General features: G+C 45.2%; 22 protein-coding genes. 8 read left to right on the top strand and 14 right to left on the bottom strand.

The genetic code is table 11. The features are described from left to right. Window positions 1-5: 5 nt before the first annotated feature. From Q0R57_RS09720 to Q0R57_RS09695, 6 genes are read right to left on the bottom strand one after another with little or no spacing between them, the layout of a single operon-like run. Window positions 6-935: a glycosyltransferase family 2 protein gene (locus tag Q0R57_RS09720; RefSeq protein WP_294746727.1), complete on the bottom strand. Its 930-nt coding sequence runs from the start codon at window positions 933-935 to the stop codon at window positions 6-8. Beyond that, the gene (locus Q0R57_RS09715; protein ID WP_294746724.1) at window positions 926-2,467 is read right to left on the bottom strand and encodes an O-antigen ligase family protein; all 1,542 of its coding nucleotides are present in this window, start codon (window positions 2,465-2,467) and stop codon (window positions 926-928) included. Before Q0R57_RS09715 ends, Q0R57_RS09720 begins: the two co-directional genes overlap by 10 nt. Before the next feature lie 10 nt (window positions 2,468-2,477). Beyond that, a complete protein-coding gene (locus Q0R57_RS09710) occupies window positions 2,478-4,652 on the bottom strand; it encodes a hypothetical protein (protein WP_294746721.1) in 2,175 nt (724 codons plus the stop codon). Window positions 4,653-4,671: 19 nt separating this feature from the next. Next, window positions 4,672-5,634 carry a TolC family protein gene (locus Q0R57_RS09705; protein WP_294746719.1) on the bottom strand — a complete coding sequence of 321 codons (963 nt, stop codon included), beginning with the start codon at window positions 5,632-5,634 and terminating at the stop codon, window positions 4,672-4,674. Window positions 5,635-5,649: 15 nt separating this feature from the next. Beyond that, window positions 5,650-6,849 carry a sugar transferase gene (locus tag Q0R57_RS09700; RefSeq protein ID WP_294746716.1) on the bottom strand — a complete coding sequence of 400 codons (1,200 nt, stop codon included), beginning with the start codon at window positions 6,847-6,849 and terminating at the stop codon, window positions 5,650-5,652. Window positions 6,850-6,854: 5 nt separating this feature from the next. Beyond that, complete coding sequence (locus tag Q0R57_RS09695; protein ID WP_294746713.1) at window positions 6,855-7,223, bottom strand: response regulator transcription factor; 369 nt, start codon at window positions 7,221-7,223, stop codon at window positions 6,855-6,857. A 187-nt stretch (window positions 7,224-7,410) separates the two neighbouring features. Between Q0R57_RS09695 and Q0R57_RS09690 the strand changes: the two genes are divergently transcribed. Further along, a complete protein-coding gene (locus tag Q0R57_RS09690) occupies window positions 7,411-8,901 on the top strand; it encodes an FGGY family carbohydrate kinase (protein ID WP_294746709.1) in 1,491 nt (496 codons plus the stop codon). A gap of 77 nt (window positions 8,902-8,978) precedes the next feature. Here Q0R57_RS09690 and Q0R57_RS09685 read toward each other — a convergent pair whose 3' ends face one another. Beyond that, window positions 8,979-9,512 (bottom strand): FHA domain-containing protein, encoded by a 534-nt coding sequence (locus Q0R57_RS09685; RefSeq protein ID WP_294746706.1) that lies wholly within the window; start codon window positions 9,510-9,512, stop codon window positions 8,979-8,981. A 21-nt stretch (window positions 9,513-9,533) separates the two neighbouring features. Next, window positions 9,534-10,529, bottom strand: a complete 996-nt coding sequence (locus tag Q0R57_RS09680; protein WP_294746703.1) for an SPOR domain-containing protein — start codon at window positions 10,527-10,529, stop codon at window positions 9,534-9,536. A gap of 318 nt (window positions 10,530-10,847) precedes the next feature. On the opposite strand from Q0R57_RS09680, the gene rfbC reads away from it, so the two are divergent. Both rfbC and Q0R57_RS09670 read left to right on the top strand, forming a co-directional pair. Beyond that, window positions 10,848-11,396, top strand: coding sequence for a dTDP-4-dehydrorhamnose 3,5-epimerase (rfbC, locus tag Q0R57_RS09675; protein ID WP_294746700.1), 549 nt, complete (start codon window positions 10,848-10,850; stop codon window positions 11,394-11,396). Window positions 11,397-11,418: 22 nt separating this feature from the next. Further along, on the top strand, window positions 11,419-12,735 hold the full coding sequence (locus Q0R57_RS09670; protein ID WP_294746697.1) for a UDP-glucose/GDP-mannose dehydrogenase family protein: 1,317 nt from the start codon (window positions 11,419-11,421) through the stop codon (window positions 12,733-12,735). Window positions 12,736-12,757: 22 nt separating this feature from the next. Here the strand turns inward: Q0R57_RS09670 and nudC are convergent, their stop codons facing one another. Together nudC and Q0R57_RS09660 are read right to left on the bottom strand one after the other, a co-directional pair. Then, window positions 12,758-13,558, bottom strand: a complete 801-nt coding sequence (gene nudC / locus Q0R57_RS09665; protein WP_294746693.1) for an NAD(+) diphosphatase — start codon at window positions 13,556-13,558, stop codon at window positions 12,758-12,760. 10 nt (window positions 13,559-13,568) lie between these two features. Beyond that, window positions 13,569-15,308, bottom strand: coding sequence for a bifunctional metallophosphatase/5'-nucleotidase (locus Q0R57_RS09660; protein ID WP_294746689.1), 1,740 nt, complete (start codon window positions 15,306-15,308; stop codon window positions 13,569-13,571). Window positions 15,309-15,466: 158 nt separating this feature from the next. Between Q0R57_RS09660 and Q0R57_RS09655 the strand changes: the two genes are divergently transcribed. Next, a complete protein-coding gene (locus Q0R57_RS09655; protein WP_294746687.1) occupies window positions 15,467-16,162 on the top strand; it encodes a DnaJ domain-containing protein in 696 nt (231 codons plus the stop codon). 17 nt (window positions 16,163-16,179) lie between these two features. Here the strand turns inward: Q0R57_RS09655 and kdsB are convergent, their stop codons facing one another. After that, entirely contained in the window at window positions 16,180-16,926 is a 747-nt protein-coding gene (gene kdsB / locus Q0R57_RS09650) for a 3-deoxy-manno-octulosonate cytidylyltransferase (RefSeq protein ID WP_294746684.1), read from the bottom strand. Between the two features lie 129 nt (window positions 16,927-17,055). On the opposite strand from kdsB, the gene Q0R57_RS09645 reads away from it, so the two are divergent. Genes Q0R57_RS09645 through Q0R57_RS09630 form a run of 4 tightly spaced genes read left to right on the top strand, consistent with a single transcriptional unit; the run spans window position 17,056 to window position 21,859 of the window. Further along, entirely contained in the window at window positions 17,056-18,180 is a 1,125-nt protein-coding gene (locus Q0R57_RS09645; RefSeq protein ID WP_294746681.1) for a phosphatidylinositol-4-phosphate 5-kinase, read from the top strand. A 17-nt stretch (window positions 18,181-18,197) separates the two neighbouring features. Further along, the gene (locus Q0R57_RS09640) at window positions 18,198-18,644 is read left to right on the top strand and encodes a YhcH/YjgK/YiaL family protein (protein WP_294746678.1); all 447 of its coding nucleotides are present in this window, start codon (window positions 18,198-18,200) and stop codon (window positions 18,642-18,644) included. A gap of 6 nt (window positions 18,645-18,650) precedes the next feature. Then, window positions 18,651-20,702 (top strand): alpha amylase C-terminal domain-containing protein, encoded by a 2,052-nt coding sequence (locus tag Q0R57_RS09635; RefSeq protein WP_294746675.1) that lies wholly within the window; start codon window positions 18,651-18,653, stop codon window positions 20,700-20,702. Then, window positions 20,702-21,859 carry a DUF6057 family protein gene (locus tag Q0R57_RS09630; protein WP_294746847.1) on the top strand — a complete coding sequence of 386 codons (1,158 nt, stop codon included), beginning with the start codon at window positions 20,702-20,704 and terminating at the stop codon, window positions 21,857-21,859. The genes Q0R57_RS09635 and Q0R57_RS09630 overlap by 1 nt, the downstream gene beginning before the upstream one ends. Before the next feature lie 56 nt (window positions 21,860-21,915). Here the strand turns inward: Q0R57_RS09630 and Q0R57_RS09625 are convergent, their stop codons facing one another. The 3 genes from Q0R57_RS09625 to Q0R57_RS09615 form a co-directional block, all read right to left on the bottom strand. Further along, window positions 21,916-22,350 carry a biotin/lipoyl-containing protein gene (locus Q0R57_RS09625; protein WP_294746672.1) on the bottom strand — a complete coding sequence of 145 codons (435 nt, stop codon included), beginning with the start codon at window positions 22,348-22,350 and terminating at the stop codon, window positions 21,916-21,918. A gap of 15 nt (window positions 22,351-22,365) precedes the next feature. Continuing rightward, window positions 22,366-22,518 carry a hypothetical protein gene (locus Q0R57_RS09620; RefSeq protein ID WP_294746669.1) on the bottom strand — a complete coding sequence of 51 codons (153 nt, stop codon included), beginning with the start codon at window positions 22,516-22,518 and terminating at the stop codon, window positions 22,366-22,368. Window positions 22,519-22,555: 37 nt separating this feature from the next. Further along, on the bottom strand, window positions 22,556-23,811 hold a 1,256-nt coding region (locus tag Q0R57_RS09615), incomplete at its 5' end, for an acyl-CoA carboxylase subunit beta (protein WP_294746666.1).

Genomic DNA, 23,811 nt, shown 5'->3' with positions numbered 1-23,811 from the left:
ATTATTTATGTCGCTTCGCTTTGTAATGGCGTGCCTTCTGGCTGAACGAGAAAATCGCGAATGCCCTTGTATGTGGCACGTAAGAGGGTGGGATTGCCTTTTGTGGCATGTTTCATGATGTCTCTCACAGCAACGATGCCAATAAGATAGCAATATGTTATGTATTTTTGTATACCTTGGATGTTGCGCTTGGCAAACAGTAAGCGGTTTCGGGTCAAGTAATATGCCTTCAGAGGGCTTTCCTGACCAGTTGATTGACTTTCTTTGTGGTAGATGGTACAAGCCGGTTCGTACCAAATGTCATATCCTGCCCGCTTAAACATCATGGACCAGTCCAACTCTTCGTAATATAGGAAATAGTATTCCGGCATCAGCCCAACTTTCTCAATGGCTTCACGTTTCACCATCATAGCAGCCCCATGAGCATAAGGGGTTGGGTGAGCTGTGTCATACTGCCCTCGATCTTCCTCACCATATCCGATGGAACGATTTCGCATGGTAACGCGAGAGAGTGGGGTGTAGCCTGCAAATTGGATGGGGTTATTGTCCCAGGCGAAACGAATCTTCGGACAGACGATCCCAATCTTTGGAGAGGACTCCAAACGATTGATAAGATGGCTGAGGTCTGAGGTCTGAGGTCTGATGGCTGAGGGCTGAGGGCTGAATATGGTGTCGTTGTTGATGAAAAAGAGATATTTGCCACGAGCAGCCTTGATTCCTGAGTTATTGCCGCCAGCAAAGCCAAGGTTTTCTTTGGAACGAATAACCTTGACTCCGGGATAGCGGTTCTCGATGATGGAGGCTTCATCTTTTTTAGAAGCATTATCTACCACTATCACCTCCAAATCGTCATTGAAGGGGATGGTGTCAATCAATGCACAGGTGTCGTTGAGTCCATTGTAATTGACAGTAATGATAGACAACCTTATCTCCATGCTAACCATGATTTTATCCTTGATTTATTTTTCTTTTCTTTTTTAAGGCGTATCCTTTCTTCTTGTATGGTTAATAACTTTTCTTCATATTCTAACCATTCTTTCTCAATATAAGGTAATATATAGACAATAGTTAGACCTCCGTAGAAAACTAAACAATTGGGAAATTGCATGAGTACTTGGTTCCCGTATCCACCGAGCTGTTGGGAAACGAATGCACAACAAAAGCCAGCTCCGATACCGCGGAGTGATGGGTTTTTAAGCTTAAACAGGACAATCCGACATGCCCCAATAAGCATAAATCCTGTACAAATTAAAAATATTGTGATTCCAATTATGCCAGTATGAATCCATATATAAACATATTCAGAATCAGGCGGAACTTTTGCCATATATGTATATTTATTATTGACAGGAGCATTTAAATAACCAATACCCATGCCAATGCCCCATGGGGCTTCTTGCATATATTTCTTCATGGCTTGTTGATTAAGTGTACGCTGGTTGGCAGAAGCGTCATTTCTGTCAAAAGCAGAACGCATACGTCTAATTTGTTGGTTGCCATTCCCGATATTTGTAAAAGCAAGGATAAAAACAAATATCCCAAAAAATATAGAAAAAGGAATGGCAATCTTGATTGATTTTGATAGAAAGATATATGCCATGAATCCTGCCATCAAACAAGCGATAGCAGTTCTTGTTCCAGAAGGGAACATTGCCCAAGTACAAGCAGCTCCTATTATTAGAAAGAAATATTTATGTTTCTTTATTTTACTTGTTATGCCAAAAATAATAAAAGCCACTGCTGTAGAAGCTATACCTATACCAAAATTAGCTGCATCACTATAAATTGAAAAATACCTAATTAATGTTCCACCAGCCAAAATATGGGTGCTTCTTCCTCTTGTTTCCATCCACAGATGCTCTGCATCTGTAAAACCAAAAGTTTTTTGCTTCCATGCCCAGATTACAGCAATAAGTGCAAGAATTCCCCATATATATAAATATTTTATCAATATTTGGGGTGTTGTAATATATAATGAGAAAACCAAAAATGCATAAATTAATTGGTACCCCATCATTCTTGCTGCAGCATACCAAGCACCAATATCTATGCCAATACCACATGTATCATTTAGAACCTCCAAAGTGCAAAAACTGCACCAAATAATCAATGTAAAAAACATGAGGTTAATAACACGTTCATAATGAGCTTCTTTTACATCAATTATTAATATTGAAAGTAAAATTATTTCTAAGAGTTCATTATATAAAGATGCTGGTATATTTAAGCTTGGAAAATCCTTCCATTGTACAATATAGTTAACTAGTATAAGAGCCCAAAAAGCAAGCATCCGATATTTAAATGCTACAATAATTAAAAGTATTATTAAAGGAATAGAACATATTATTGCAAACGCATTAAAACCAGAAAAGATAAATTGATAAATCGCTAAAATAAAGAGTAGAAAGAGAAGTGAAACTCTTCCTCCTGTTAAATTGAAATTGAAATTTCTAAAATCATTATTCATGAACAACAAACTACTTCGCTCTATTGTTTTCTGTGGCAGTTAAACCGAGCTGTGAAATGCGATAGACAAAGTTGTTGAATGTTGTATAGGGAGGTAACTGACCAACAAACTCCTCAACGGCATATCGACTGGCCTCTGTCAGATACATAAAGAGGGTCTCATTTTTCTCAATTCTAGACTGAATCTCTTTGAGGGCCTTTTGGTCAACATCTTTCCAGGTACGATTGGCACGGGTAACCATCAAATTAACAGTGCCCATATTCAACAACGAGGTAGAGATAGTGTTATCGTCCAAATTAGGGTACTCTATAATAGCAATCTCGTTGGGCATGATGTCCGGACAGATGTCCTTGATATCAGTAGCCATGAGGTAACGGCTGTCTTCTGCTAAGAAGTCTTCATCATAAGTAAGGCGACGCACCTGAAGACCTAGGCTGAGCCAGTAGTTCTCCAATTCCTGAGCAATATAACTCTTGCCGTTGGCTGCATCGGTGGATAATAGATTAAGCACATTCTGCTGGCCTTCTTTAAAATGGGGAAGGAGCGATTTGCTCAATTGGCGCAAAGCCATATCGCTGATGGTTTTATTGAAACGACGATAGCGCAAGGTGCTTTCCTTGGGGAAGCAGCCCATGACAGGAATCTGTGTGATTTTTTCAGAACGCATACGGTCACGCAATGTACGATCTAACATTTCTATGATTAAGAAATACAATGCCGTCATTACGAAAGCCAAAGCAAAGGAACCAAGTAGAATCATCGATCGATTCGTTGGTTGAGCATTCATGGGGAATACAGGCGGATTCAGAATGCGTAGTACTGCAGTGGACATCTGGAGGTTGCGTTGATGTAGTCGGGCTGCATTGAGAGCTTTAAGCATTTCGATATAGTTAGCTTCAATGAAACCGATATGACGGTCCTTACGGTCTAAAGTGGCACCAATTGGAGAAAAGAAGATGAACTGGTTGTTGATACTTTCTTTCATGATATCCTGTGCACTTAATTCGGCTTTGGTTTGTTCTAACAAAAGAACTTGTTCCAACCATTTTTCAACTAATGCAGATGCTTTAACACCTGTATCTGTGTTGTAGTTGGCAGCCTCAATGGCAAGTGTCAACTCTTTGACTTTCTTGGTGGTTTCTGCTAACTGACGCTCGGCTTTCGCTAATTCCAATTGAGCTTCATTATTGTTGCCACCATTTTCACTACTCATTAATTTGAGGTTGGCAATACGTGACTGCAGTCGAGTAATATCGCGAACTAGTGCTGTGAATTGTTGATTGGATTCTATAATTTTAGCATGATCACCTAATTGTCGCTTCAGATAGGCAATCAAGGCTTCTGTGGTGGCAATATTCATTCGAAGTTCGTTGTCTTTTACCTGTTGCTGGGCCTCGAGTCCGGCTAAAACCTTGGTTTGTTCTCCATAATTAATGATACGGTGCTTGACATTATACTTGATGAGGTCATTTTCTGCTTCTGTCAAGACGCGATATAGACGAGCTACTTCTTTTTCAAAGAACTTAATAACATTGAGAGTCTCACCATATCGCAAGTCACGATATTGGCGGGCAAAAACCTCATTCAAAATGTCTAACGTGTTATAGCATATACCAGGGTCGTTACTAGAGTATGAAATGTCAATAATGTCACTATACTCAAGTTGCAAAACCTTAAGGCGGCTGGTAATACTACTAACGCTGAAATAAGGATGGAAATTTAACAGACCAAACAAGAAATTGTCCTGTGTAGGCTTTTCGTATGCCTTGAGATTTCTGTAGGTTTCCTGTTCGCTGTTCTTATTGATGAGGCTTTTAACCTCTACAGGTACGCTAGCATCCAATTGACGGAAATGTTCAGCCGTAATATAATTGTTATCTTTGTTGGGATTGCCATACATCATACAACGGGCAAATAATCTGAGCGCAACCTCATGAATGGTGTTGTCTGTTTGGATGATTAGCATCAGGTTGGCAATGTTGGTTTGCTGATTACCACCAGTTCCTGTTCCTCCTTCGATGTTGTAGCCTGTTAGCATACCTGTGTAGATAGTTGTCTTGGCATCATAGAGCCGTTCCATGTTGCGGGTCATAAACCATGCCACCACCATAGCAATCAGTGGTAAGATCACAAGATACCACCTTATTTTATATAGAAATCGAACAAAATATCTGAATATATCCATGGCTGGTAATAGAATTTATTTATTTCGGATTGTTAGTCATTTCTGCTTTTTCTGCTTGTTTAGCAGCTTTCTCTTCTTGCTTAGCCTGTTCTTTTTCTAATTTCATTTCTTCTTTGACCGCTTTTTTGATACGCTTTTCCACCTCTTTGTTTTCCTTGTCTATCTGTTTCTTTGATTTTTCGACAGAAGAATCAAGTGTAATGTCGGTAGTTGTATTGGTGATGATAGGTGTATGAGTCAAAATTTCCAAAGTAACAATATCTGTCGTTATTTCTGTTAATAGTGATTGATAGGTGTTAACAGAACCTTGACCTCGTTGTCCTGTATATGCATAATCCTCAATCTGCATATTTCCATGCTGAAATTCTACTTCGTTAAGTGCAGCGGCACCTTGATATGCTGCTGCATTTTCACCAGCGGTTTTGAGGGCAGTCAAGTTATTCGTAATTTTGATATAAAGTGTCACAATTTGCAACTTTAATTGATCGTACGCAGCATCCTTTTGGATTTGGACATTCTCCACTTGTAAACGTTTGCGCTTGACAGCGTGCCCCAAATCCAAAATATCTTCCAAGGGAACACTTACGTTGACCCCCACATTCCAATAACTTTGCTCTGAAGAATGAGGTTGCCATACCATACCAGAACCATAGCCAGTCCCTTGTGCGCCACTCCAAATGTCTGACAGACCATAACTGGCACTAGCGTGACCACTAACGTATGAAAATATATGCTTTTTCTGTTTAACCACCTCGGACTGAGCAATTTCTTGTTCCTTAGCTAAAAGCAGAATGTTGGGATTCTGTTTGGCATTCTCAAAAAGAACAGACAGAGGTGGAAGTTTGAACTCAGAGTAATTGATTTCACTATCTTGGCTAGAGTCAAAGAAACCTGCACTGATGCCGCTGTCATCAGCTGACTGCGCCCATGTGCCGACACAGAAAACAGAAACGAGGATGGATAATGCAACTTTTTTGAACATATTCAAAAAGGATTATTATACATTTTCTTTTTGTACGAATGCAAAGAGCGTACGGAAGATTATCTTCATGTCCAGGCCAAAGCTATAGGTCTGTCCGTAGAGGATATCAAGTTGCTTGCGCTCCTCTGCAGACATGGTACCACCCTTGCCGCGCTCTTCTACTTGCCATAAGCCTGTTAGTCCGGCAGGAGCCATAAAGCGGTCGATGCTGGAGTCGATAGTCAGTTTCTCTGCCTCGTAGAGGGGGAGGGGACGGTTGCCGACAATAGACATATCGCCTTTGAGGATGTTGAATAGCTGTGGCAGTTCATCAATGCTGTATTTGCGGATGAAACGGCCCACTTTGGTGACACGGGGGTCGTTCTCAATCTTGACAAACGCATTGTTGATTTCATCTTCCTTCTGCTTGCTGAAGTCGCTTTCAGCCACCACGAAGTCGTCGCCAATCAGCATAACTTCCTCATCGCTAATCATCATTTCGGCCTCCATACCCAAATCGGGCATCTGCTGCTTAATCTGTTCGCTTGAAGGGGTAGTGGTGAAGACATCGCTTTCGTTTTGACCAGCAGTATATTGGTTGTTGGTCTTGCTCAACTCCTTCAGACGCTTCTCGGCATCTGTGTACATGGAGCGGAACTTCAGGAAATCGAAAATCTTGTAGTTGGTACCTACACGCTTGGACTTAAACAGGGCAGGGCCAGGACTCTCCAACTTGATGGCAATCACCGTAATCAGCATGACAGGAGAAAGTACGATGATGGCAAGCAGGGAGAATACGATGTCGAAGATACGCTTCCAAAGAGGAATCTTGAACTGGAGCACACGCTTCTTGGTGACTTGTGCATCGAACAGAATGGACTCACGGTCGAAGATGAACTGCAACTTCTTGTTGATGACGGTGACGGGGGCGTTGATGTCAAGTGTGTCGTTGATGCCACACTCCTGATAAACCTTGCGTTCCTCGTCGTCCAACTGATTGGTTAGCAGGATGATATAGATGCCGTTACTAATCTTTCGAAGGTAGGTGATTGCTGTGACATCTTCTGATTGAATGGTCTTCTCAAAGAATAAAATGAAGTGGTCGCTGACACCATGCTTCTTGCACTCTTCAGCGGCTTCAAAATAGTTCTTTGTGAATGTCACTTGCCTACCGGGCAGGTATCTCAAGCGCTCTTCAGTCTGAGGATTGTTTCCTAAATATACGACACCTATCATGATGATTAGTTGGGCAGGATTTTTTTGACGCGAATCTTAAGCTCCATGGGGTTGAACGGCTTCACGATGTAGTCCTCGGCGCCAATCTCCAGCAGACGGATACGCTCGCTGGTAGAGTCTTCGCTGGACAACATGATAACGGGGATGTGGCGGAACAGCTCGTTCTGCTTGATCCACTCCAAGAAATCATCACCTCGCATGCCTGGCATACGGATGTCTGAGATAATCAGGTCGGGGGTGTTGCCAGCCTGAAGCCATTTCACGCCTTGAAGACCATCGGGCAACCATTGAACTTCATAGTCACTCATCAAATAGATGGAGAGAACCTTTGCGATTGTCTCCTTGTCGTCAAGTATTAGAATCTTCTTTTTCATATATGAAATTAGTCTTAATATCCTGTTTGAGGATTGTTTTTATTCTGCAAAGGTAAACAAAATATTTGAATTGCCAACAAAATGTTGAAAAAAAATAAGGTTTTAGGCGATTTTGTCCTGTTTTTGAAAATAAATTAGGGAAAAAGACGTTAGTAACGTATCATAATAAACTTATTCAATATTGATTATGGCAACAAGATATCTTTTAGGTTTCGATGTAGGCAGCTCGTCTGTCAAGGCATCGTTGGTTAACGCCGATAGCGGCAAGTGTGTGGCTTCAGCTTTCTTCCCCGAGAAGGAGGCTCCTATCATGGCTGTCAAGGCCGGATGGGCAGAGCAAGACCCTGAGTCATGGTGGAAATACGCCAAGCAGTCATTGCAGAAAATCATGGCTGACAGTGGCGTGAAAGGTGATGAGATTGCAGCTATTGGTATCTCATATCAGATGCATGGCCTGGTCTGCGTGGATAAGGACTTGAAGCCGCTGCGTCCCTCTATTATTTGGTGTGACTCTCGTGCCGTTCCTTATGGTGAAAAGGCTTTCAAGGAGTTGGGTGGCGAGAAATGTTTGTCTCACCTGCTGAACTCACCTGGTAACTTTACCGCTGCTAAACTGGCATGGGTCAAGGAGAACGAGGCTGATTTGTATAAAAAGATATATAAGGTGATGCTGCCAGGTGACTATCTGGCTCTGCGTCTTTCTGGAACTCCCAACACCACGGTAAGCGGCTTGTCGGAAGGCATGTTCTGGGACTTCAAGAATAATGATGTGGCTCAGTTCCTGCTGGACTACTATGGTTTTGACCGTTCGCTGATTGCTGATATCGTTCCAACGTTTAGTGAGCAGTGTGTTGTTTCTGAGGCTGCTGCCAAGGAACTGGGACTGAAGGCAGGTACGCCGATTACCTATCGTGGCGGTGACCAGCCCAACAATGCATTGTCGCTGAATGTGCTGAATCCTGGTGAGATTGCTGCAACGGCTGGAACATCAGGTGTGGTTTATGGTGTGCTGGGTGATGTGAATTACGACCCGAAGTCTCGCGTCAACACATTCGCTCATGTAAACCATACTGCCGACCAGACCCGTTTGGGCGTATTGTTGTGTATCAATGGTACTGGTATTTTGAATGCCTGGGTTCACAGAAATATTACGCCGGGTATTGGATATGCTGAGATGAACGACCTGGCAGCTCAGGCTCCTATCGGTAGTGAGGGCGTAACCATCATTCCGTTTGGCAATGGTGCTGAGCGTGTGCTGGAGAATAAGGAGATAGGCTGCTCAATCAACGGTCTGAACTTCAATAAGCACTCACAGGCTCATCTGGTTCGTGCAGCTCAGGAGGGTATCGTGTTCTCGTTCTGCTATGGTATGGAAATCATGCAGCAGATGGGAATGGACATCAAGAAGATCCACGCCGGTAAGGCAAATATGTTCCTGAGTCCGTTGTTCCGTGATACCCTGGCTGGTGTCAGCGGTGCTACCATCGAGCTCTATGATACTGACGGATCTGTAGGCGCAGCCAAGGGCGCTGGTATGGGTGCCGGTATCTATAAGGATAACAATGAGGCCTTCGCTACGTTGGAGAAGCTGCAGGTGATTGAACCTGACGAGAAACATCGTTCTGACTATGCTGCTGCTTATGCCGCATGGAAAGAAACACTGAAAAAGAATATCTAATGTAAAAAGGTTGGAGAAAAAGTAAGGATGACATTATTGGAAAACGTTCGCAAGGCTTTTGCTTGTGAACGTTTTTTTTATGCTTCGTTTTCGTTTGTCTTCAGTATGATACTGGTGGCACCGATGGTGAAAAGGGTACCATCTTCAATGATGCGCCGCTCTCGAGGCGGAATTTCCACATTATCGACAAAGGTGCCAGTATTGCTGTTGTTGTCACGAAGGGTATAGCGCAGACGGCCTTTCTTGTCGCGACTGATGTTGAGGGTGCAGTGGTTCAGGTCCACGCTGGGGTCAACAGTCTCGAAGGGCGTGTTGATGGGGTTGCCTTTCTGGTAGCGGCCAATGACATTATCACCCATCCGCAAAGGGATGACTTGCTTGTAGTGAAACACGTTCTCGATGACGGTGATGAAACCGTAATGTGCCTCCTCGTCAGGTGATTCAACATTGTTCTCAACTTTCTGAGTGTCACGAAGTTTGGAAACACCAATGCGGATGCCGAACTGCTTGCCGCATTCCGGACACTGAAAGACCAATGACTGGCCAGCCGTATATTTCGTCTCGTCGAACGTGATGTAGTTATCGCATTTCGGACAACGTACTCGCTTCATTATAATAAGGTGTTTGAATAATTACTGATTAACCTTCATTACCCAGGCCTCTCTGAACTGACGGCTCTGCGAACGAAGGTCCTTCAGACTTTGCTGGGCTTCCTCATCTGAGGCATAACTGCCATAGACCACACGTAGGAACTTGCCTTCCATCAGGCGGGCATCGTTGAAACCCTGGTCTTTGAGAAGGTCGATGAAATTGGTGGCGTTCTTCCTGCTGACCTGACTGGCTAAAACGATACAATAGGTCGGAGTGGCAGAAACTTCTTTTGGAGTGGTCATCTCTTTTGATTCAACAGAGGTCTCCGAAGTTATACTCAAGTCGCTTGTAGCAAGTTGTAGTGCAGTCGTATCCATAACGATGGCTTCCTCGGCATGGTGGGTGACGTGTGGCGTGCTGATGGGGATAAATGCACTTTGCTGAACGTCAGTTGTGTCACTATTGGAAATAGGTGCGCTAATCATCAGGAAGGCAACAACGGCAGCGGCTACTGCAGCAACATTACGCAACCATGACATCTTAATGGTGATGGCACCATCGTCTTCTGACTCGGTATCGAGAGTGGTTGTCTGTGGCGTTTCTGGTTCTTCCTCAATAGCCAGAGGTTGCATCTCGAAGGAACTCAGGCCATAGAGGGTGGGGGTCAGTATGCCAGCCTCACAGGGCTCGAAGATCAAGTTGCCTTCTTCGTTCAGTCGTAGGGTGCCGATGTCATTCAACTCGTATTCTCCCTTTGCATCAAGATGCTGACGAACCTCTGCTACTTCAGCCTCAATACGCCGCAGGGCTTCGGGATAGCTGATGTCGTAGGCCTCAATATAAGACTGCACCAAGAGGGAGTCGTTCATCTTGAGTTGTGGATTGAATCCCAAAGTGCGTAAAGGTGGCAGGAAAGTACCGTCCTCTACGTCATAGCGGGCTTCGACATAATGCGCCATGAATCCTCCCAATTCGGGGACGATGACGCAGTCGTTGCTCAGCAACAGAATTTCTATATGTCTTTCTAATTCAATCACGACTGCAAAGGTACAGTATTTTTTCGAGACGGGCAAATAAAAAATGCAAATAATTCTTGCAAAATTCTTAATTCTGATTATTAAGTAGTACCTTTGGTCGAAGCTGCTTTCGTATCTTTGACCTTTGGTCGAAGATAGGCTGCACTTCGGAAAAACAAAAGAAAATGTGATTTCTTTTGGTTTTTCGCTCAGTTTGCACGAACTTTGACCTTCGGTCGAAGCTACTTTCGTTCGGAAATGAAAAGAAAAACAAGTTTTCCTTTTGCATTTCGCTCACTTATTCGTATCTTTGCACCTTGAAATATAATATTGTGATTTATGGAATTTAAGAAAACAGCTATTGAAGGTGTGTATATCATAGAGCCGCGGGTGTTTAATGATGCTCGAGGATATTTCTTTGAGGCATGGAAACAAGAGGAGTTTAATGCTCATATCGGTCAGGTGAACTTCATCCAGGACAATGAGTCGAAGTCGTCACGTGGCGTGCTTCGTGGCTTGCATTATCAGAAAGGTGAGCTGTCGCAGGCTAAGCTGGTGCGAGTCATCAAAGGCCGGGTGTTGGATGTGGCTGTAGATATTCGTAAGAGTTCTCCCACATTCGGACAGCATGTCATGGTGGAGCTGAGCGAGGATAATAAACGTCAGTTCTTCATCCCTCGTGGCTTCGCCCACGGTTTCCTGGTGTTGAGTGAAGAGGCCATCTTTACTTATAAGGTGGATAATGTCTATGCGCCGCAGGCTGAGGCCGGCATTCGTTGGAACGATCCGGCTCTGAATATAGACTGGCCGATAGACCCTCGGGAGGTGCTGACCAGCGAAAAAGACTTGAAGCAACCTTTGCTTAGCGAAGCAGAGTGTTTTGAATAATAGTTATTTAATTATATAAGGTATGAATATTGCAATTGTAGGAACTGGTTATGTTGGCTTGGTGTCTGGAACATGTTTCGCAGAGACGGGCGTCAACGTAACTTGTGTTGATGTGGACGCTCAGAAAATAGAGCGACTGAAGAATGGTGAAATACCTATCTACGAACCTGGACTCGATCAATTAGTTCTCAAAAATGTAAAGGCAGGTCGTCTGAAGTTCACGACGGACCTGGCTTCAATCCTTGATGAGCAGGAAATTGTGTTTTCTGCTGTAGGTACACCGCCAGACGAGGATGGTAGTGCCGATTTGAAATATGTGCTGCAGGTGGCTAAGACCATTGGTGAGAACCTGAACCACTATCTGGTTGTGGTGACCAAGTCGACAGTGCCTGTTGGTACGGCCCGTAAGGTGCGTCATGCCATTGAGGAGGAACTGAAGAAACGTGGTGTGGATATTCCTTTTGATGTGGCTTCAAACCCTGAATTCCTGAAGGAAGGTAATGCCATCAAGGACTTCATGAGTCCTGACCGCGTGGTGGTGGGCGTTGAGAGCGAGAAGGCAAAGAAAGCCTTGACAAAGCTCTATAAGCCTTTCCTGCTCAATAACTTCCGCGTGATCTTCATGGATATTCCTTCGGCCGAAATGACGAAATATGCCGCCAACTCGATGCTGGCTACTCGTATCTCGTTTATGAATGACATTGCCAACCTCTGTGAACGAGTGGGGGCTGATGTGAACATGGTGCGTGCTGGTATCGGTAGCGATACGCGTATTGGACGAAAGTTCCTCTATGCCGGCTGCGGCTATGGTGGTTCGTGCTTCCCCAAGGATGTCAAGGCATTGATTAAGACGGCCGACCAGAACGGCTATTCTATGGAGGTACTGAAAGCTGTGGAGCGTGTCAACGAGAAGCAGAAGTCTGTCTTGTTTGAGAAACTGCAGAAGGCCTATGGGGCTGAGGGTCTGAAAGGTAAGACTATCGCCATGTGGGGTCTCTCGTTTAAGCCGGAGACTGACGATATGCGTGAGTCTACAGCGTTGGTAATGATAGAGAAACTCTTAGAAGCAGGATGCACCATCCGTGCTTATGACCCCATTGCCATGGATGAGTGTAAACGTCGTATTGGTGATAAGGTGGTTTACTGCCGCGATATGTATGATGCCGTGCTCGATGCCGATGCCCTGTTGCTGCTCACCGAGTGGAAGGAATTCCGTTTGCCTACTTGGGGCGTTATCAAGAAAGCTATGCACAAGCCGCTAGTTATCGACGGTCGTAACATATTTGATATTGAAGAGCTTGAGGAAAATGGCTTCGAGTATCACTGCATAGGCAAGTAAAGAGACGTAAAGCACGGAAGTGTCAGTCTTCGCCTAGCCAGTGGTCAATAAGACGGCGGGCGATACTCAGCTTTTCTGGAAGTTTAGGCAGGTTGGTTCGATTGAACCAGCCTGCTTTTAGTAGCTCCTCACGTTGCACATGAATATCACCGCTTTCATAATCGGCGATGAAGCCAACCATCAGTCCGCTGGGGTAGGGCCAGGGCTGTGAGTCGAAGTAGCGGATGTTTTTTATCGTGAGTCCCGTTTCTTCCATGACCTCGCGTTTTACGGCTTCTTCCAGTGTCTCGCCAGTCTCGACGAAACCTGCAATAAGACCATAGAAGTCACTACGGAAATTACGACCTCGGGCCAGCAGAATCTCATCGCCCCGACGAATCAGTACGATGACGGCAGTGGCCAGTTGGGGCCATACTTCTTTGCCGCACATCTCGCAGCGTTTGCTTATGTCGGTATGGAAATGCATCTGACCGCCACACACACCACAGAACTTGGTATTACGGTCCCAGTAGAGGAGCTCTGCACATTTTCCTGCCTTCAAATATAGCGGGTAGGGTAACTTGTAGTAGCTCTGCCGTAGTGGACACATCTCGTAGAGTTGATAGTTGGAAGATGAAAGTGAAGAGTTGGGGCTGCTGATAGGGGGGGCGTCTATGCTGTAGGCTTTCACCTCAATATTATTAAGAGGTGTAATATTGAGGATGGTGGTCCAGGGCTTTATCTCGGTAGGTGGTTCTTCCTGGAGTGGTATGGTATAGGTGTCCTCGCCAGTGCGTTCCAGCATGAGGTCGTCCTTGCAAAATACAAAATAATACTTTTTCATTTCTCAATTCTCATTTCTCAAATAATAGCTTGCGGTCACGTTTGGCAGCAGGTATGGTCCACTCTTCAGGAACGAACTTCCAGTTGTTGCCAGCTTTGGGACTGACGGTGCCTTGGCGTTCAATCTCTTCCATCAGGTAGTGGCGCAGGTCGAGTGGCGACTGGTAGATGATACGTTCGTTTATCTGTTCTTTATGTATGCCTGCACCCTTGATGAGCAGGTCGCCTCCGCCATTACCGCGATAGCTATTCATGACGACTTTATAGGTTTTGTCTTCCTTGAAAGGTTCTCCGTTAGAGAGCTTGGTGATGCTGACTTTTTGTCCGTTGGGCTTGGTGACATCAACGGTGTAGTCGATGCCAGCGGCGGAGTCGAAATTAAAGGAGTAGTTGAGGAAGCCCAGGCGCTGTTGGTCGCCTTTGGTGTTTTCATTGAGCAACAGGAGGTGGTCGTCGGCAGTCTTCATGGTGTTCACCCATCGGCTGTAGCTTTCCTCCAGATGGCCACGAATCTCACGGCCTGTCATGTTAAGGACATAGAGCTGGTTCTCGAAACGGTAGAGCTTGAACATGTCGGCTACGGTGATGTCGCCGGCATCAATCTTACTGTCTAGGGCCAAGGGCGCATTGAAAGAGATATCAGCACCGGAGATCTTGAGCTGCAGACTATGGATGAAGTCTGTGAAGGCGGAGTTGCCAAAGAAGCAGTCACGAGTGGTGACGCCATTTTCAAAACGTCCAATGCGACGTTCTACATATTGTTTGATGCAGTCGATGTCAGACTGGAAATAGGCTGTCATCTGTAAATCTTCGGGCTCACGTCTGATATCAACTATATCGCCCTTGATATTCTTATGTGTCAGCTTGCCGTTCTGGTAAGTCAGTGTGATCTGAGCGTCTGCCACATTGATGGCATTACAAGATGGGTCGAGTGTCAGAACCTTTTGGCCGGCATTGTTTGTAATCCATTCGTTGTGAACGGTGTGGTCGTGCCCATAAAAGATGATGTCAAAGCCAGGCACCTCCTTGGCTACTCGGGCAGAGGCATCTTCCTCAAGGCCGTTAAGAACAAGACCTCCATCCTTGCCGCTGTGAAAAAGACCAATGACTATGTCGGCCTTTTCAACCTCACGGACATAAGGTACCCACTTCTTGGCACATGCAACCATGTCTTGAAAATCCAGACCGGCATATAGCGACTCGTTCAGCCAACAGGGGATAGTGGGTGTCAGCATGCCGATGATGGCTATCTTGACACCATCGCGAACTAATAGGGTATAGGGCTTCAGGTAGGGCTTGCCTGTCTTTTTGTCAATGACATTGGCTCCTAACAACGGGCAGTTTAATTCCTTTGCCCATTTGTCGTAAACGGCATGCCCTGTCTCCACATCGTGGTTGCCAATAGTCTCGGCATCGTATTTCATGTAGTTGATGACTTTTGCGGCAATGTTTTCTTCGTCCTTGGCAACATAGTTCGTCCAATAACAGGTTGGCTGTCCTTGAAGGATATCACCATTGTCAATGAGCAGGACGTTGTCGCCATACTGATGGCGGAGTTTGTTGACATAAGTGTTGACGCAAACCAATGTGCCTTGTAAAGGCTTTCGTTCTACGAAATTATAAGGAAAAAAACAACCGTGAACATCACTGGTCTCAATGATGCGCAGGTTGATAGTCTTGGTCTGTGCCATAGTCGTCGTTGTCGTCAGGCTTAGCAATGCAATGCCTAGTGCCAATATCTTCTTTTTCATGATGGTTGTATTTTGCATGCAAAGATACTAATTCGAAGTCATATACGGAAATAATTGAGCAAAAATGATGATTTTTTCTTATGTCGTTGCTATAAGGTGCTATTTCTGAGTCTTGGCATATTTTTTGCTGTCAGGTAAGAAAAAAGGAGGTGTGAATTATGGCATTCATTGACTATTATAAGATTCTAGGGGTTGATAAGAACATCCCTCAGAAAGATGTGAAAAAGGCCTATATTAAAAGGGCTAAGCAGTTTCATCCAGACTTGCATCCTGACGACCCGAAAGCAAAGGCGAAGTTCCAGGCGTTGAATGAGGCGTATGACGTGATTGGAGATCCAGAAAAACGAAAGAAGTACGATCAGTATGGCGAGCAATGGAAGCAAGCCGATGCCTTTGGTGCCGGTGGCGCTGGAGGTGGCTTTGGCGGATTCTCAGCGGGTAATGGTCGTGGTGGATCGCCGTTCGATGGCTTCGATTTCTCTTCTTTCACTGGTGGCGGAGACGGCGGATTCAGTTCTTTCTTCGAAAACCTGTTTGGTGGTGCATCGGCAGGTCGTCGGGGTGGGGGCTTTGGGGCTCATACGGCTAATGGGGCCTATGGTACCCAAGATACACAAGCCAGTGTAAATATAGATATGTATACTGCTCTATTAGGCGGCGACATAATTGTGGCCGTTCCTGATGGCAGGAAGCTAAAGTTGAAAGTGAAGCCAGAAACCCAGCCTGGCACCAAGGTGAGACTCCGTGGCAAGGGCCAAAACGGAACGGACCTGATAATCACGTTTAATGTGACCCTTCCCGCTTCGTTAAGCCCTCGTCAGCGTCAACTATTGGAAGAGATGCGAAGAGGATAATTTTCAATTTTCAACTTTCAATTTTCAAATCCTTTTAAGAACTTCTCTGCTCGCTGGAGGTCCTCAGGCGTATCGATGCCAACTGTTTCGATATTGGTTACGCCTACTTTGATGCGGTAGCCATTTTGCAACCATCGTAACTGCTCCAGACTCTCTGCTAATTCAAGAGGGCTCTGGGGCAGTTGCGTTATCTCTGCCAATACTTCACGACGGTAAGCATAGAGACCGATATGCTTTAAGAACGGGAAGTGTTTCAGCCAATCGTCATGCTCCTTATTCCTTATATAAGGTATAACGCTGCGACTGAAGTACATGGCATAGCCGTTGATGTCACACACAATCTTGGGAGAGTTGGGGTTGTCTACACCTTCTATGCTCTCAAAAGGCTTACCTAAGGTGCCGATTTGTACCAGAGGGTCGTCGAAGAGATGTTTGAGAGTCTCTAATTGTGCCTTCTGGATAAAAGGCTCATCGCCCTGAACATTGATAATGACATCAGCATCAGTCTGCAATTTGCTGACAGCTTCCTCTATACGGTCTGTTCCGCTCTGATGGTCTGTGCGTGTCATCACTGCCTTGCCGCCAAACGATTCCACAACATTGAAGATACGTTCGTCGTCAGTAGCTACATAGGCTTCGCCAAGCACGCTGATAACTTGTTCATATACTCTTTGAATAACTGGCTTTCCACCAAGCATGGCCAATGGCTTGCCGGGAAAACGGGTTGAGGCATAGCGTGCCGGAATGATTCCAATAAACTTCATGTCCTTAATTATCTATGAATTTTTCGGCAAAGATACAAATAATTCTTAATTCTTAATTCTAAAAACGGCATTTTCTTGTCTGTATGGGCATTTTTTTGTATCTTTGTAGGGTTAAAACTCTGTTGAAACATGAAATTGACTACATATATTCTATCTTTGACTTTTCTGACTTTGTCATCGTCTGTTCAGGCTCAGAAGATTACTTTGGGATCATGTATGACGAAAGACGGAGGTGACTATAACGGAGAAATGGCTGGCGGAAAGCCTCACGGAAAAGGAAAAACGGTTTGGAAGAACGGTAATCTTTATGAAGGTGAATACGTGAAAGGAAAACGTGAAGGTTACGGAATCTATACTTTTACTGATGGTGAGAAGTATGAAGGTCAGTGGCTGCAAGACCACCAGCACGGTCAGGGTACGTTCTACTTCCAGAATAATAATAAGTATGTGGGCCTTTGGTTTAAAGATTACCAACAGGGCTTTGGCGTGATGTACTATTTTAACGGCGATATCTATAGCGGAAATTGGCTTGAGGATAAGCGCGAAGGAGAAGGAAAGTACATGTTTGCCAGTGGTGCATACTATAAAGGACAGTGGAAGGACGACAAGAAAAATGGCCGAGGTTTCTATGACTGGGCTGATGGCTCGACATACGATGGTGAGTGGAAGGACAACATGCGAAACGGAAAAGGCATCTATAAGTATGCTGACGGTGATGTGTATGTTGGCCAATGGCAAAATGATGTGCAGCATGGAAAAGGCATCTACCGCTTCCAGAATGGTGATATCTATGAAGGTGATTATGTAAATGGTAAACGCTCTGGCACAGGTATCTTCAAGTTTGCCAATGGTGACCGCTATAATGGGCAGTTCCTGGATGGTGATAAATACGGACAGGGTACTGTGGTGTGGGTTAATGGTAATTCCTATACGGGACAATGGAAAACTGATAAGCCCAATGGACATGGTAAACTGACGACGAAAGCCGGAGACGTCGTGGAAGGAGAGTTCAAGGACGGACAGCCAGAAGGTGAGTGTATCGGACATCTGGCTGATGGGTCGAAGTTCAAGGCTATGTATAAGAACGGTGTCAGAAATGGCAAGGCCATAGAAGAAGATAAGGACGGCAAACGTTTTGAAGGCAGTTATGCTGAAGGAAAACGTGACGGCGCTTTCGTGGAGAAAGACCGTAACGGTAATATCGTAGCTCAAGGCACATATAGCCAGGGCTACCGTAAGGTTGACAAACAGTAACTTAAACATCATACATTATGATTATCGACACACTGGACAATTTAGGCAAATATCAGGGCATTAATCCGCTGTTTGCCGATGTGGTGGAGTTCTTGAAGAAGAATGACCTCAATGTAATGGAAGACGGTAAATATCCAATCAAAGGTAAAGATCTTTTCCTGAACCTGACAACGGCTAAGGGGAAGGCACCTGATGAGGCCGAGGTAGAAACCCATGTCAAGATGATTGATATTCAGATGCCGCTTGATGGACCGGAGACATACGGATACACACCACTCTGCAACTTGCCGGAAGAAGAATACAATGCAGAGAAGGATGTGGCCATGTATCCCGGACTGATGGCAGAGAGCTTTATTGATTGTCAGCCTGGGATGTTTGCCATCTTCTTCCCACAAGACGGACATGCACCCTGTATCACAATGGCACCTGAGATTAGAAAAGCAATATTCAAGGTTAAAGCATAAAAGACTATGGCAACAACAAAAAAATCCGAGAAAAAAGCTGTAGAACAGCCGAAGCATATAGGGCTCGTTCAGAATGATTCATGGTTGGAACCCTTTGAGGATGCCATTCGTGGTCGTCATGATCATGCCGTATGGAAACTGAATCAGTTGACACGTAATGGCAAAACCTCTTTGAAAGACTTCGCCTCAGGTCATTTGTATTTTGGTCTTCACAAGCAGTTGAGAGGATGGGTATTCCGTGAGTGGGCTCCTAATGCAACAGAAATCTATCTCATTGGTGATTTCAATGACTGGAAAGAAGATGAGAAATATAAGTGTAAGCGTATTGCCGGTACTGGAAACTGGGAATTGAAACTGCGTGAGCGCGACCTGAAACATGGACAGCTTTACAAAATGAAAGTGAAATGGGAAGGAGGAGAAGGCGAGCGTATCCCAGCTTGGTGCCGTCGCGTGGTGCAAGATGAGAATACGAAAATATTCTCTGCTCAGGTGTGGGACCCTGCTAAGAAATATGACTTTAAGAAAAAGAACTTCAAGCCCAAGAAGAACCCGCTGCTCATCTATGAGTGCCATGTTGGTATGGGACAGGATGCCGAGAAGGTGGGTACTTATAATGAGTTCAGGGAGAACGTGCTGCCACGTGTTATCAAGGATGGCTATAACTGTATTCAGGTGATGGCCATTCAGGAACATCCCTACTATGGATCGTTTGGCTATCATGTTTCTTCGTTCTTTGCCCCCAGTAGTCGTTTTGGAACACCTGAGGAACTGAAGCAGCTGATTGATGAAGCCCACAAAAATGGTGTGGCTGTCATTATGGATATCGTACACAGCCATGCAGTAAAGAATGAGGTGGAAGGCTTGGGTAATCTTTGTGGTGATCCTAACCAGTTCTTCTATCCGGGAGATCGCCATGAGCATCCGGCATGGGATTCTCTTTGTTTCGACTATGGTAAGGACGAGGTGATGCATTTCCTGCTCTCCAACTGTCGTTACTGGTTGGAGGAATTCCAGTTTGATGGCTTCCGTTTCGACGGCGTGACCTCTATGCTGTATTATAGTCATGGATTAGGAGAAGCTTTCTGTGGTTATGGTGACTATTTCAATGGTCATGAAGATGATAACGCCATCTGTTATTTGACGCTTGCCAATAAACTGATTCATGAGGTTAATCCTAATGCTATCACCATTGCTGAGGAGGTAAGTGGTATGCCGGGCCTTGCTGCCAAGTTCGAGGATGGAGGATATGGCTTCGATTACCGTATGGCCATGAATATTCCTGACTATTGGATCAAGACCATCAAGGAACAGTCTGATGAGAACTGGAAGCCCAGCAGTATCTTCTGGGAGGTTAAGAACCGTCGTCCTGACGAGAAAACCATCAGCTATTGCGAGAGTCATGACCAGGCTTTGGTGGGTGATAAGACCATTATCTTCCGACTGATAGATGCTGATATGTACTGGCATTTCGCCAAGAAAGATATCAATGGTGTGGTTGAGCGAGGCATTGCTCTCCACAAGATGATTCGTCTGGTGACACTGGGTGCCATCAACGGCGGTTATCTGAACTTCATGGGTAATGAGTTCGGACATCCAGAGTGGATTGACTTCCCACGTGATGGAAACGGCTGGAGTTATAAGTATGCTCGTCGTCAGTGGAGCTTGGTTGACAACAAGGATCTCTGTTATCATTGGTTGGGCGATTTTGATCGTGAGATGATCAATGTGATAAAGACGGTGCGTAATTTCCAGGATAAGCCTGTGGTGGAAATCTGGCATAATGATGGTGATCAGGTTCTCGCATTTATGCGTGGCGATCTGCTCTTTGTCTTTAATTTCTCACCGACGCAGTCGTATACTGACTATGGATTCCTGGTGCCTACGGGGTCTTATGATGTAGTGCTCAATACCGACTCGAAGGATTTCGGTGGCTTCGGATTCGCTGATGATAGCGTGACGCACTTCACCAACTTCGATCCTCTTTATGTCAAAGATCATAAGGAGTGGTTAAAACTGTATATACCGGCCCGTTCGGCTGTTGTTCTTAAGAAGAATTGATGAAGTATCACAATCCCTATAAAAAGAACGGCACCATCACCACGAAGGTGGTGTGTGCCGTTTGTTTTATCATTTTCACCTTCCTTTGGTTATATGAGTTCCAAGCTGATGTGATTGCCATCGCACAGCATACATTGAGTAAAGGGGTAACTCATTATAACCGCACTGCCGGTGCTTTTATTATTACGGGAGTTCTCTGTGTGCTGCAATTGGCTGTGGCGGCTTTTACTGGTCTTTCACGTCGTACTCATGCCTTGACTTACCTGCCGTCGATGCTCCTGCTGGCATTTATATCTGATGTCAATACCGATATTGACGAGCATTATTCCTTGGGGGCTTGGTGTTGGGGTGCTCCACTTGCACTTGCCGTTTGGGGAGGACTTGTTTGGCTTGCCCGACGTATGTCGCCTTATGAAAACGATGATAAGATGCCCTTGGGGATATTCTCGAAACGGGTCTGGGTTAATATGCTTCAGATGGCGGTGATGATGCTTCTTGTGGCGTTGATTGGTAATACGAATGCTGTATTCCATTATAGTGCTCGAGCAGAGATGGCCCTGATGAAAAATGATGTGGATGAAGCTCTTCGTGTGGGAAGTAAGTCTTTGGAGACCAATAAACGACTGACCATGCTGAGAATATATGCCCTCTCAAAAAAGGGACAATTGGGCGAGAAACTTTTCTCTTATCCTGTTGTTGGAACGAGTGAGGATATGCTGCCCATGCATTTGTCTCTTCAGATATTGTCGGCTGATAGTATATGGAAACATCTGGGGGCTATCCCATCACGGACTTGTGAGAATGAAGTGTATTATAAGGCCTTAGAACGAGACTCTTTGGCAACATCGGCTGTGGCAGACTACAGGCTGTGCGGCTGTCTTATTGACCGTCGTCTTGATGCTTTCGTGGACTTATTGCCACATTATTATGAAGTATCAGATTCATTGCCTTTGCCTCGTCATTATCAGGAGGCTTTAGTGCTATACCGTCATCTCCGCACGAATCCTGCTATTGTCTATCAGAACGCTGTCATTGACGAGGATTGGGATAATATGAAACAATTGGAAGCAGAATATCCTGTGCCGTCAGAAAGGAAATATAGAGTGTATGACCGTTATCGCGATTCTTATTGGTATTACTTTTTCTATGAAAAATAAGCAGGTTTCACTTTCTATGTGAAACCTGCCTTACCTTATTATATATTATAGGTATATTACTCGATGACTACGAGTGCATCGTCTTCCATGACACTCTCGCCAATCTTTACACAGATGGCTGTTACCTTTCCGGCTTTCTCAGCCTGAAGGTTGTTGGCCATCTTCATGGCTTCGAGCACTACAACAGTGTCGCCAACCTGAACCTCATCGCCAACTGCTACTTTGATGTCTGTGATAACACCAGGTAATGGCGCTTTGATAGCATTGTTCTTGTTAATGTTTGCGGCAGAGGCAGAAGACTCTGATGCAGATGATTCTGTGGCGGCTGCAGGCTTGCCGAGAACGGGCTTCTTCTTCTCAGGTTCTGGCTCCTTCTCTAATTCTACTTGATAAGCCTCGCCATTGACGGTGACGGTTACGATATTATCTTCAATATTGCCTACGGCTACTTCGTATTTCGTCCCGTTAATCGTATACTTATATTCTTTCATTTTGTATTTCAATAATTAGGGGTGTGCTGTCATTGTCTGGGCATAGCCATTCCATTGCGTGGGGTGCTGGGCAATCGTGATGATGCCCGGCTCCACGTCATGGACATTATTTCCCAGATGCTCATGCAGAGCCATAGCGATGGCAGCATAAACTTCTTTGTTATTCATAATTATCAATTGTCAATTATCTATTATCAATTGTCAATTACATGGGGATGTTTCCGTGTTTCTTGGCGGGCAGAGCATCACGCTTGGTGGCGAGCTGAGCCAGACCGCGACAGATGCGGAAACGAGTGTTGCGTGGCTCGATAACATCATCGATGTAGCCATACTTGGCAGCCTGATAAGGATTAGCGAAGAGCTCGTTGTACTCGTCCTCCTTCTCAGCGATGAATGCCTTAACGTCCTCGCCAGCCTCTTTCTTAGCCTTAGCTTCCTTAGCGTACAGTACGGCAGCAGCACCCGATGCACCCATAACGGCGATCTCGGCTGATGGCCATGCGTAGTTAAGGTCGGTATGCAGCTGCTTAGAGCCCATAACGATGTGTGAACCACCGTACGACTTACGCAGAGTAACAGTAATCTTGGGTACAGTAGCCTCGCCGTAAGCGTAGAGCAGCTGAGCTCCGTGCAGGATAACGGCATTGTACTCCTGACCTGTACCAGGCAGGAATCCTGGAACGTCAACCAGTGATACGATAGGAATATTGAAGGCGTCGCAGAAACGAACGAAACGGGCACCCTTACGAGACGCATTTACGTCGAGTACGCCGGCGTAGCATGAGGGCTGGTTAGCTACGATACCTACGCTCTGACCATTAAACCTAGCAAAGCCCACAATAATATTCTTAGCGAACTTAGGCTGTACCTCGAAGAACTCGCCGTTATCGGTGATAGCTGCGATGACCTTGTACATATCGTATGCCTCGTTGGGATTCTCAGGAATGATCTCGTTCAGAGAGTCCTCCATGCGGTTGATGGGATCTTCGCACTTCTTACGAGGAGCCACCTCCATATTGTTAGAAGGAATATATGACAGGAGGGTCTTCAGCATCTGAATGCCTTCCTCTTCTGTCTTGGCGGTGAAGTGAGTCACACCAGACTTGGTAGCGTGAACACTGGCACCACCCAGATGCTCCTGGTCGATATCCTCGCCCGTAACGGTCTTTACCACCTTAGGACCAGTGAGGAACATATAACTTGTGCCTTCCATCATCAGTGTGAAGTCGGTGAGGGCGGGAGAGTAAACGGCACCACCAGCGCAAGGACCGAAGATACCAGAAATCTGAGGAATGACACCTGATGCAAGGATGTTACGCTCAAAAATCTCAGCATAACCGGCCAATGCATTGATACCTTCCTGAATACGGGCACCACCAGAGTCGTTGATGCCGATGACAGGAGCGCCCATCTTCATGGCCATATCCATGACCTTACAGATCTTCTGACTCATGGTCTCAG

This window comes from uncultured Prevotella sp., assembly GCF_946407605.1.
Taxonomy (GTDB): domain Bacteria; phylum Bacteroidota; class Bacteroidia; order Bacteroidales; family Bacteroidaceae; genus Prevotella.
The sequence above is the reverse complement of the archived record's forward strand: the minus strand, read 5'-3'. Positions and strand labels throughout refer to the sequence as shown.

Bases quoted from the DNA above. Each gene is read 5' to 3' on its own strand.
- Q0R57_RS09720 (WP_294746727.1), bottom strand. From the start codon at position 935: ATGGAGATAAGGTTGTCTATCATTACTGTCAATTACAATGGACTCAAC.
- Q0R57_RS09715 (WP_294746724.1), bottom strand. From the start codon at position 2,467: ATGAATAATGATTTTAGAAATTTCAATTTCAATTTAACAGGAGGAAGA.
- Q0R57_RS09710 (WP_294746721.1), bottom strand. From the start codon at position 4,652: ATGGATATATTCAGATATTTTGTTCGATTTCTATATAAAATAAGGTGG.
- Q0R57_RS09705 (WP_294746719.1), bottom strand. From the start codon at position 5,634: ATGTTCAAAAAAGTTGCATTATCCATCCTCGTTTCTGTTTTCTGTGTC.
- Q0R57_RS09700 (WP_294746716.1), bottom strand. From the start codon at position 6,849: ATGATAGGTGTCGTATATTTAGGAAACAATCCTCAGACTGAAGAGCGC.
- Q0R57_RS09695 (WP_294746713.1), bottom strand. From the start codon at position 7,223: ATGAAAAAGAAGATTCTAATACTTGACGACAAGGAGACAATCGCAAAG.
- Q0R57_RS09690 (WP_294746709.1), top strand. From the start codon at position 7,411: ATGGCAACAAGATATCTTTTAGGTTTCGATGTAGGCAGCTCGTCTGTC.
- Q0R57_RS09685 (WP_294746706.1), bottom strand. From the start codon at position 9,512: ATGAAGCGAGTACGTTGTCCGAAATGCGATAACTACATCACGTTCGAC.
- rfbC (WP_294746700.1), top strand. From the start codon at position 10,848: ATGGAATTTAAGAAAACAGCTATTGAAGGTGTGTATATCATAGAGCCG.
- Q0R57_RS09670 (WP_294746697.1), top strand. From the start codon at position 11,419: ATGAATATTGCAATTGTAGGAACTGGTTATGTTGGCTTGGTGTCTGGA.
- nudC (WP_294746693.1), bottom strand. From the start codon at position 13,558: ATGAAAAAGTATTATTTTGTATTTTGCAAGGACGACCTCATGCTGGAA.
- Q0R57_RS09660 (WP_294746689.1), bottom strand. From the start codon at position 15,308: ATGAAAAAGAAGATATTGGCACTAGGCATTGCATTGCTAAGCCTGACG.
- Q0R57_RS09655 (WP_294746687.1), top strand. From the start codon at position 15,467: ATGGCATTCATTGACTATTATAAGATTCTAGGGGTTGATAAGAACATC.
- kdsB (WP_294746684.1), bottom strand. From the start codon at position 16,926: ATGAAGTTTATTGGAATCATTCCGGCACGCTATGCCTCAACCCGTTTT.
- Q0R57_RS09645 (WP_294746681.1), top strand. From the start codon at position 17,056: ATGAAATTGACTACATATATTCTATCTTTGACTTTTCTGACTTTGTCA.
- Q0R57_RS09640 (WP_294746678.1), top strand. From the start codon at position 18,198: ATGATTATCGACACACTGGACAATTTAGGCAAATATCAGGGCATTAAT.
- Q0R57_RS09635 (WP_294746675.1), top strand. From the start codon at position 18,651: ATGGCAACAACAAAAAAATCCGAGAAAAAAGCTGTAGAACAGCCGAAG.
- Q0R57_RS09630 (WP_294746847.1), top strand. From the start codon at position 20,702: ATGAAGTATCACAATCCCTATAAAAAGAACGGCACCATCACCACGAAG.
- Q0R57_RS09625 (WP_294746672.1), bottom strand. From the start codon at position 22,350: ATGAAAGAATATAAGTATACGATTAACGGGACGAAATACGAAGTAGCC.
- Q0R57_RS09620 (WP_294746669.1), bottom strand. From the start codon at position 22,518: ATGAATAACAAAGAAGTTTATGCTGCCATCGCTATGGCTCTGCATGAG.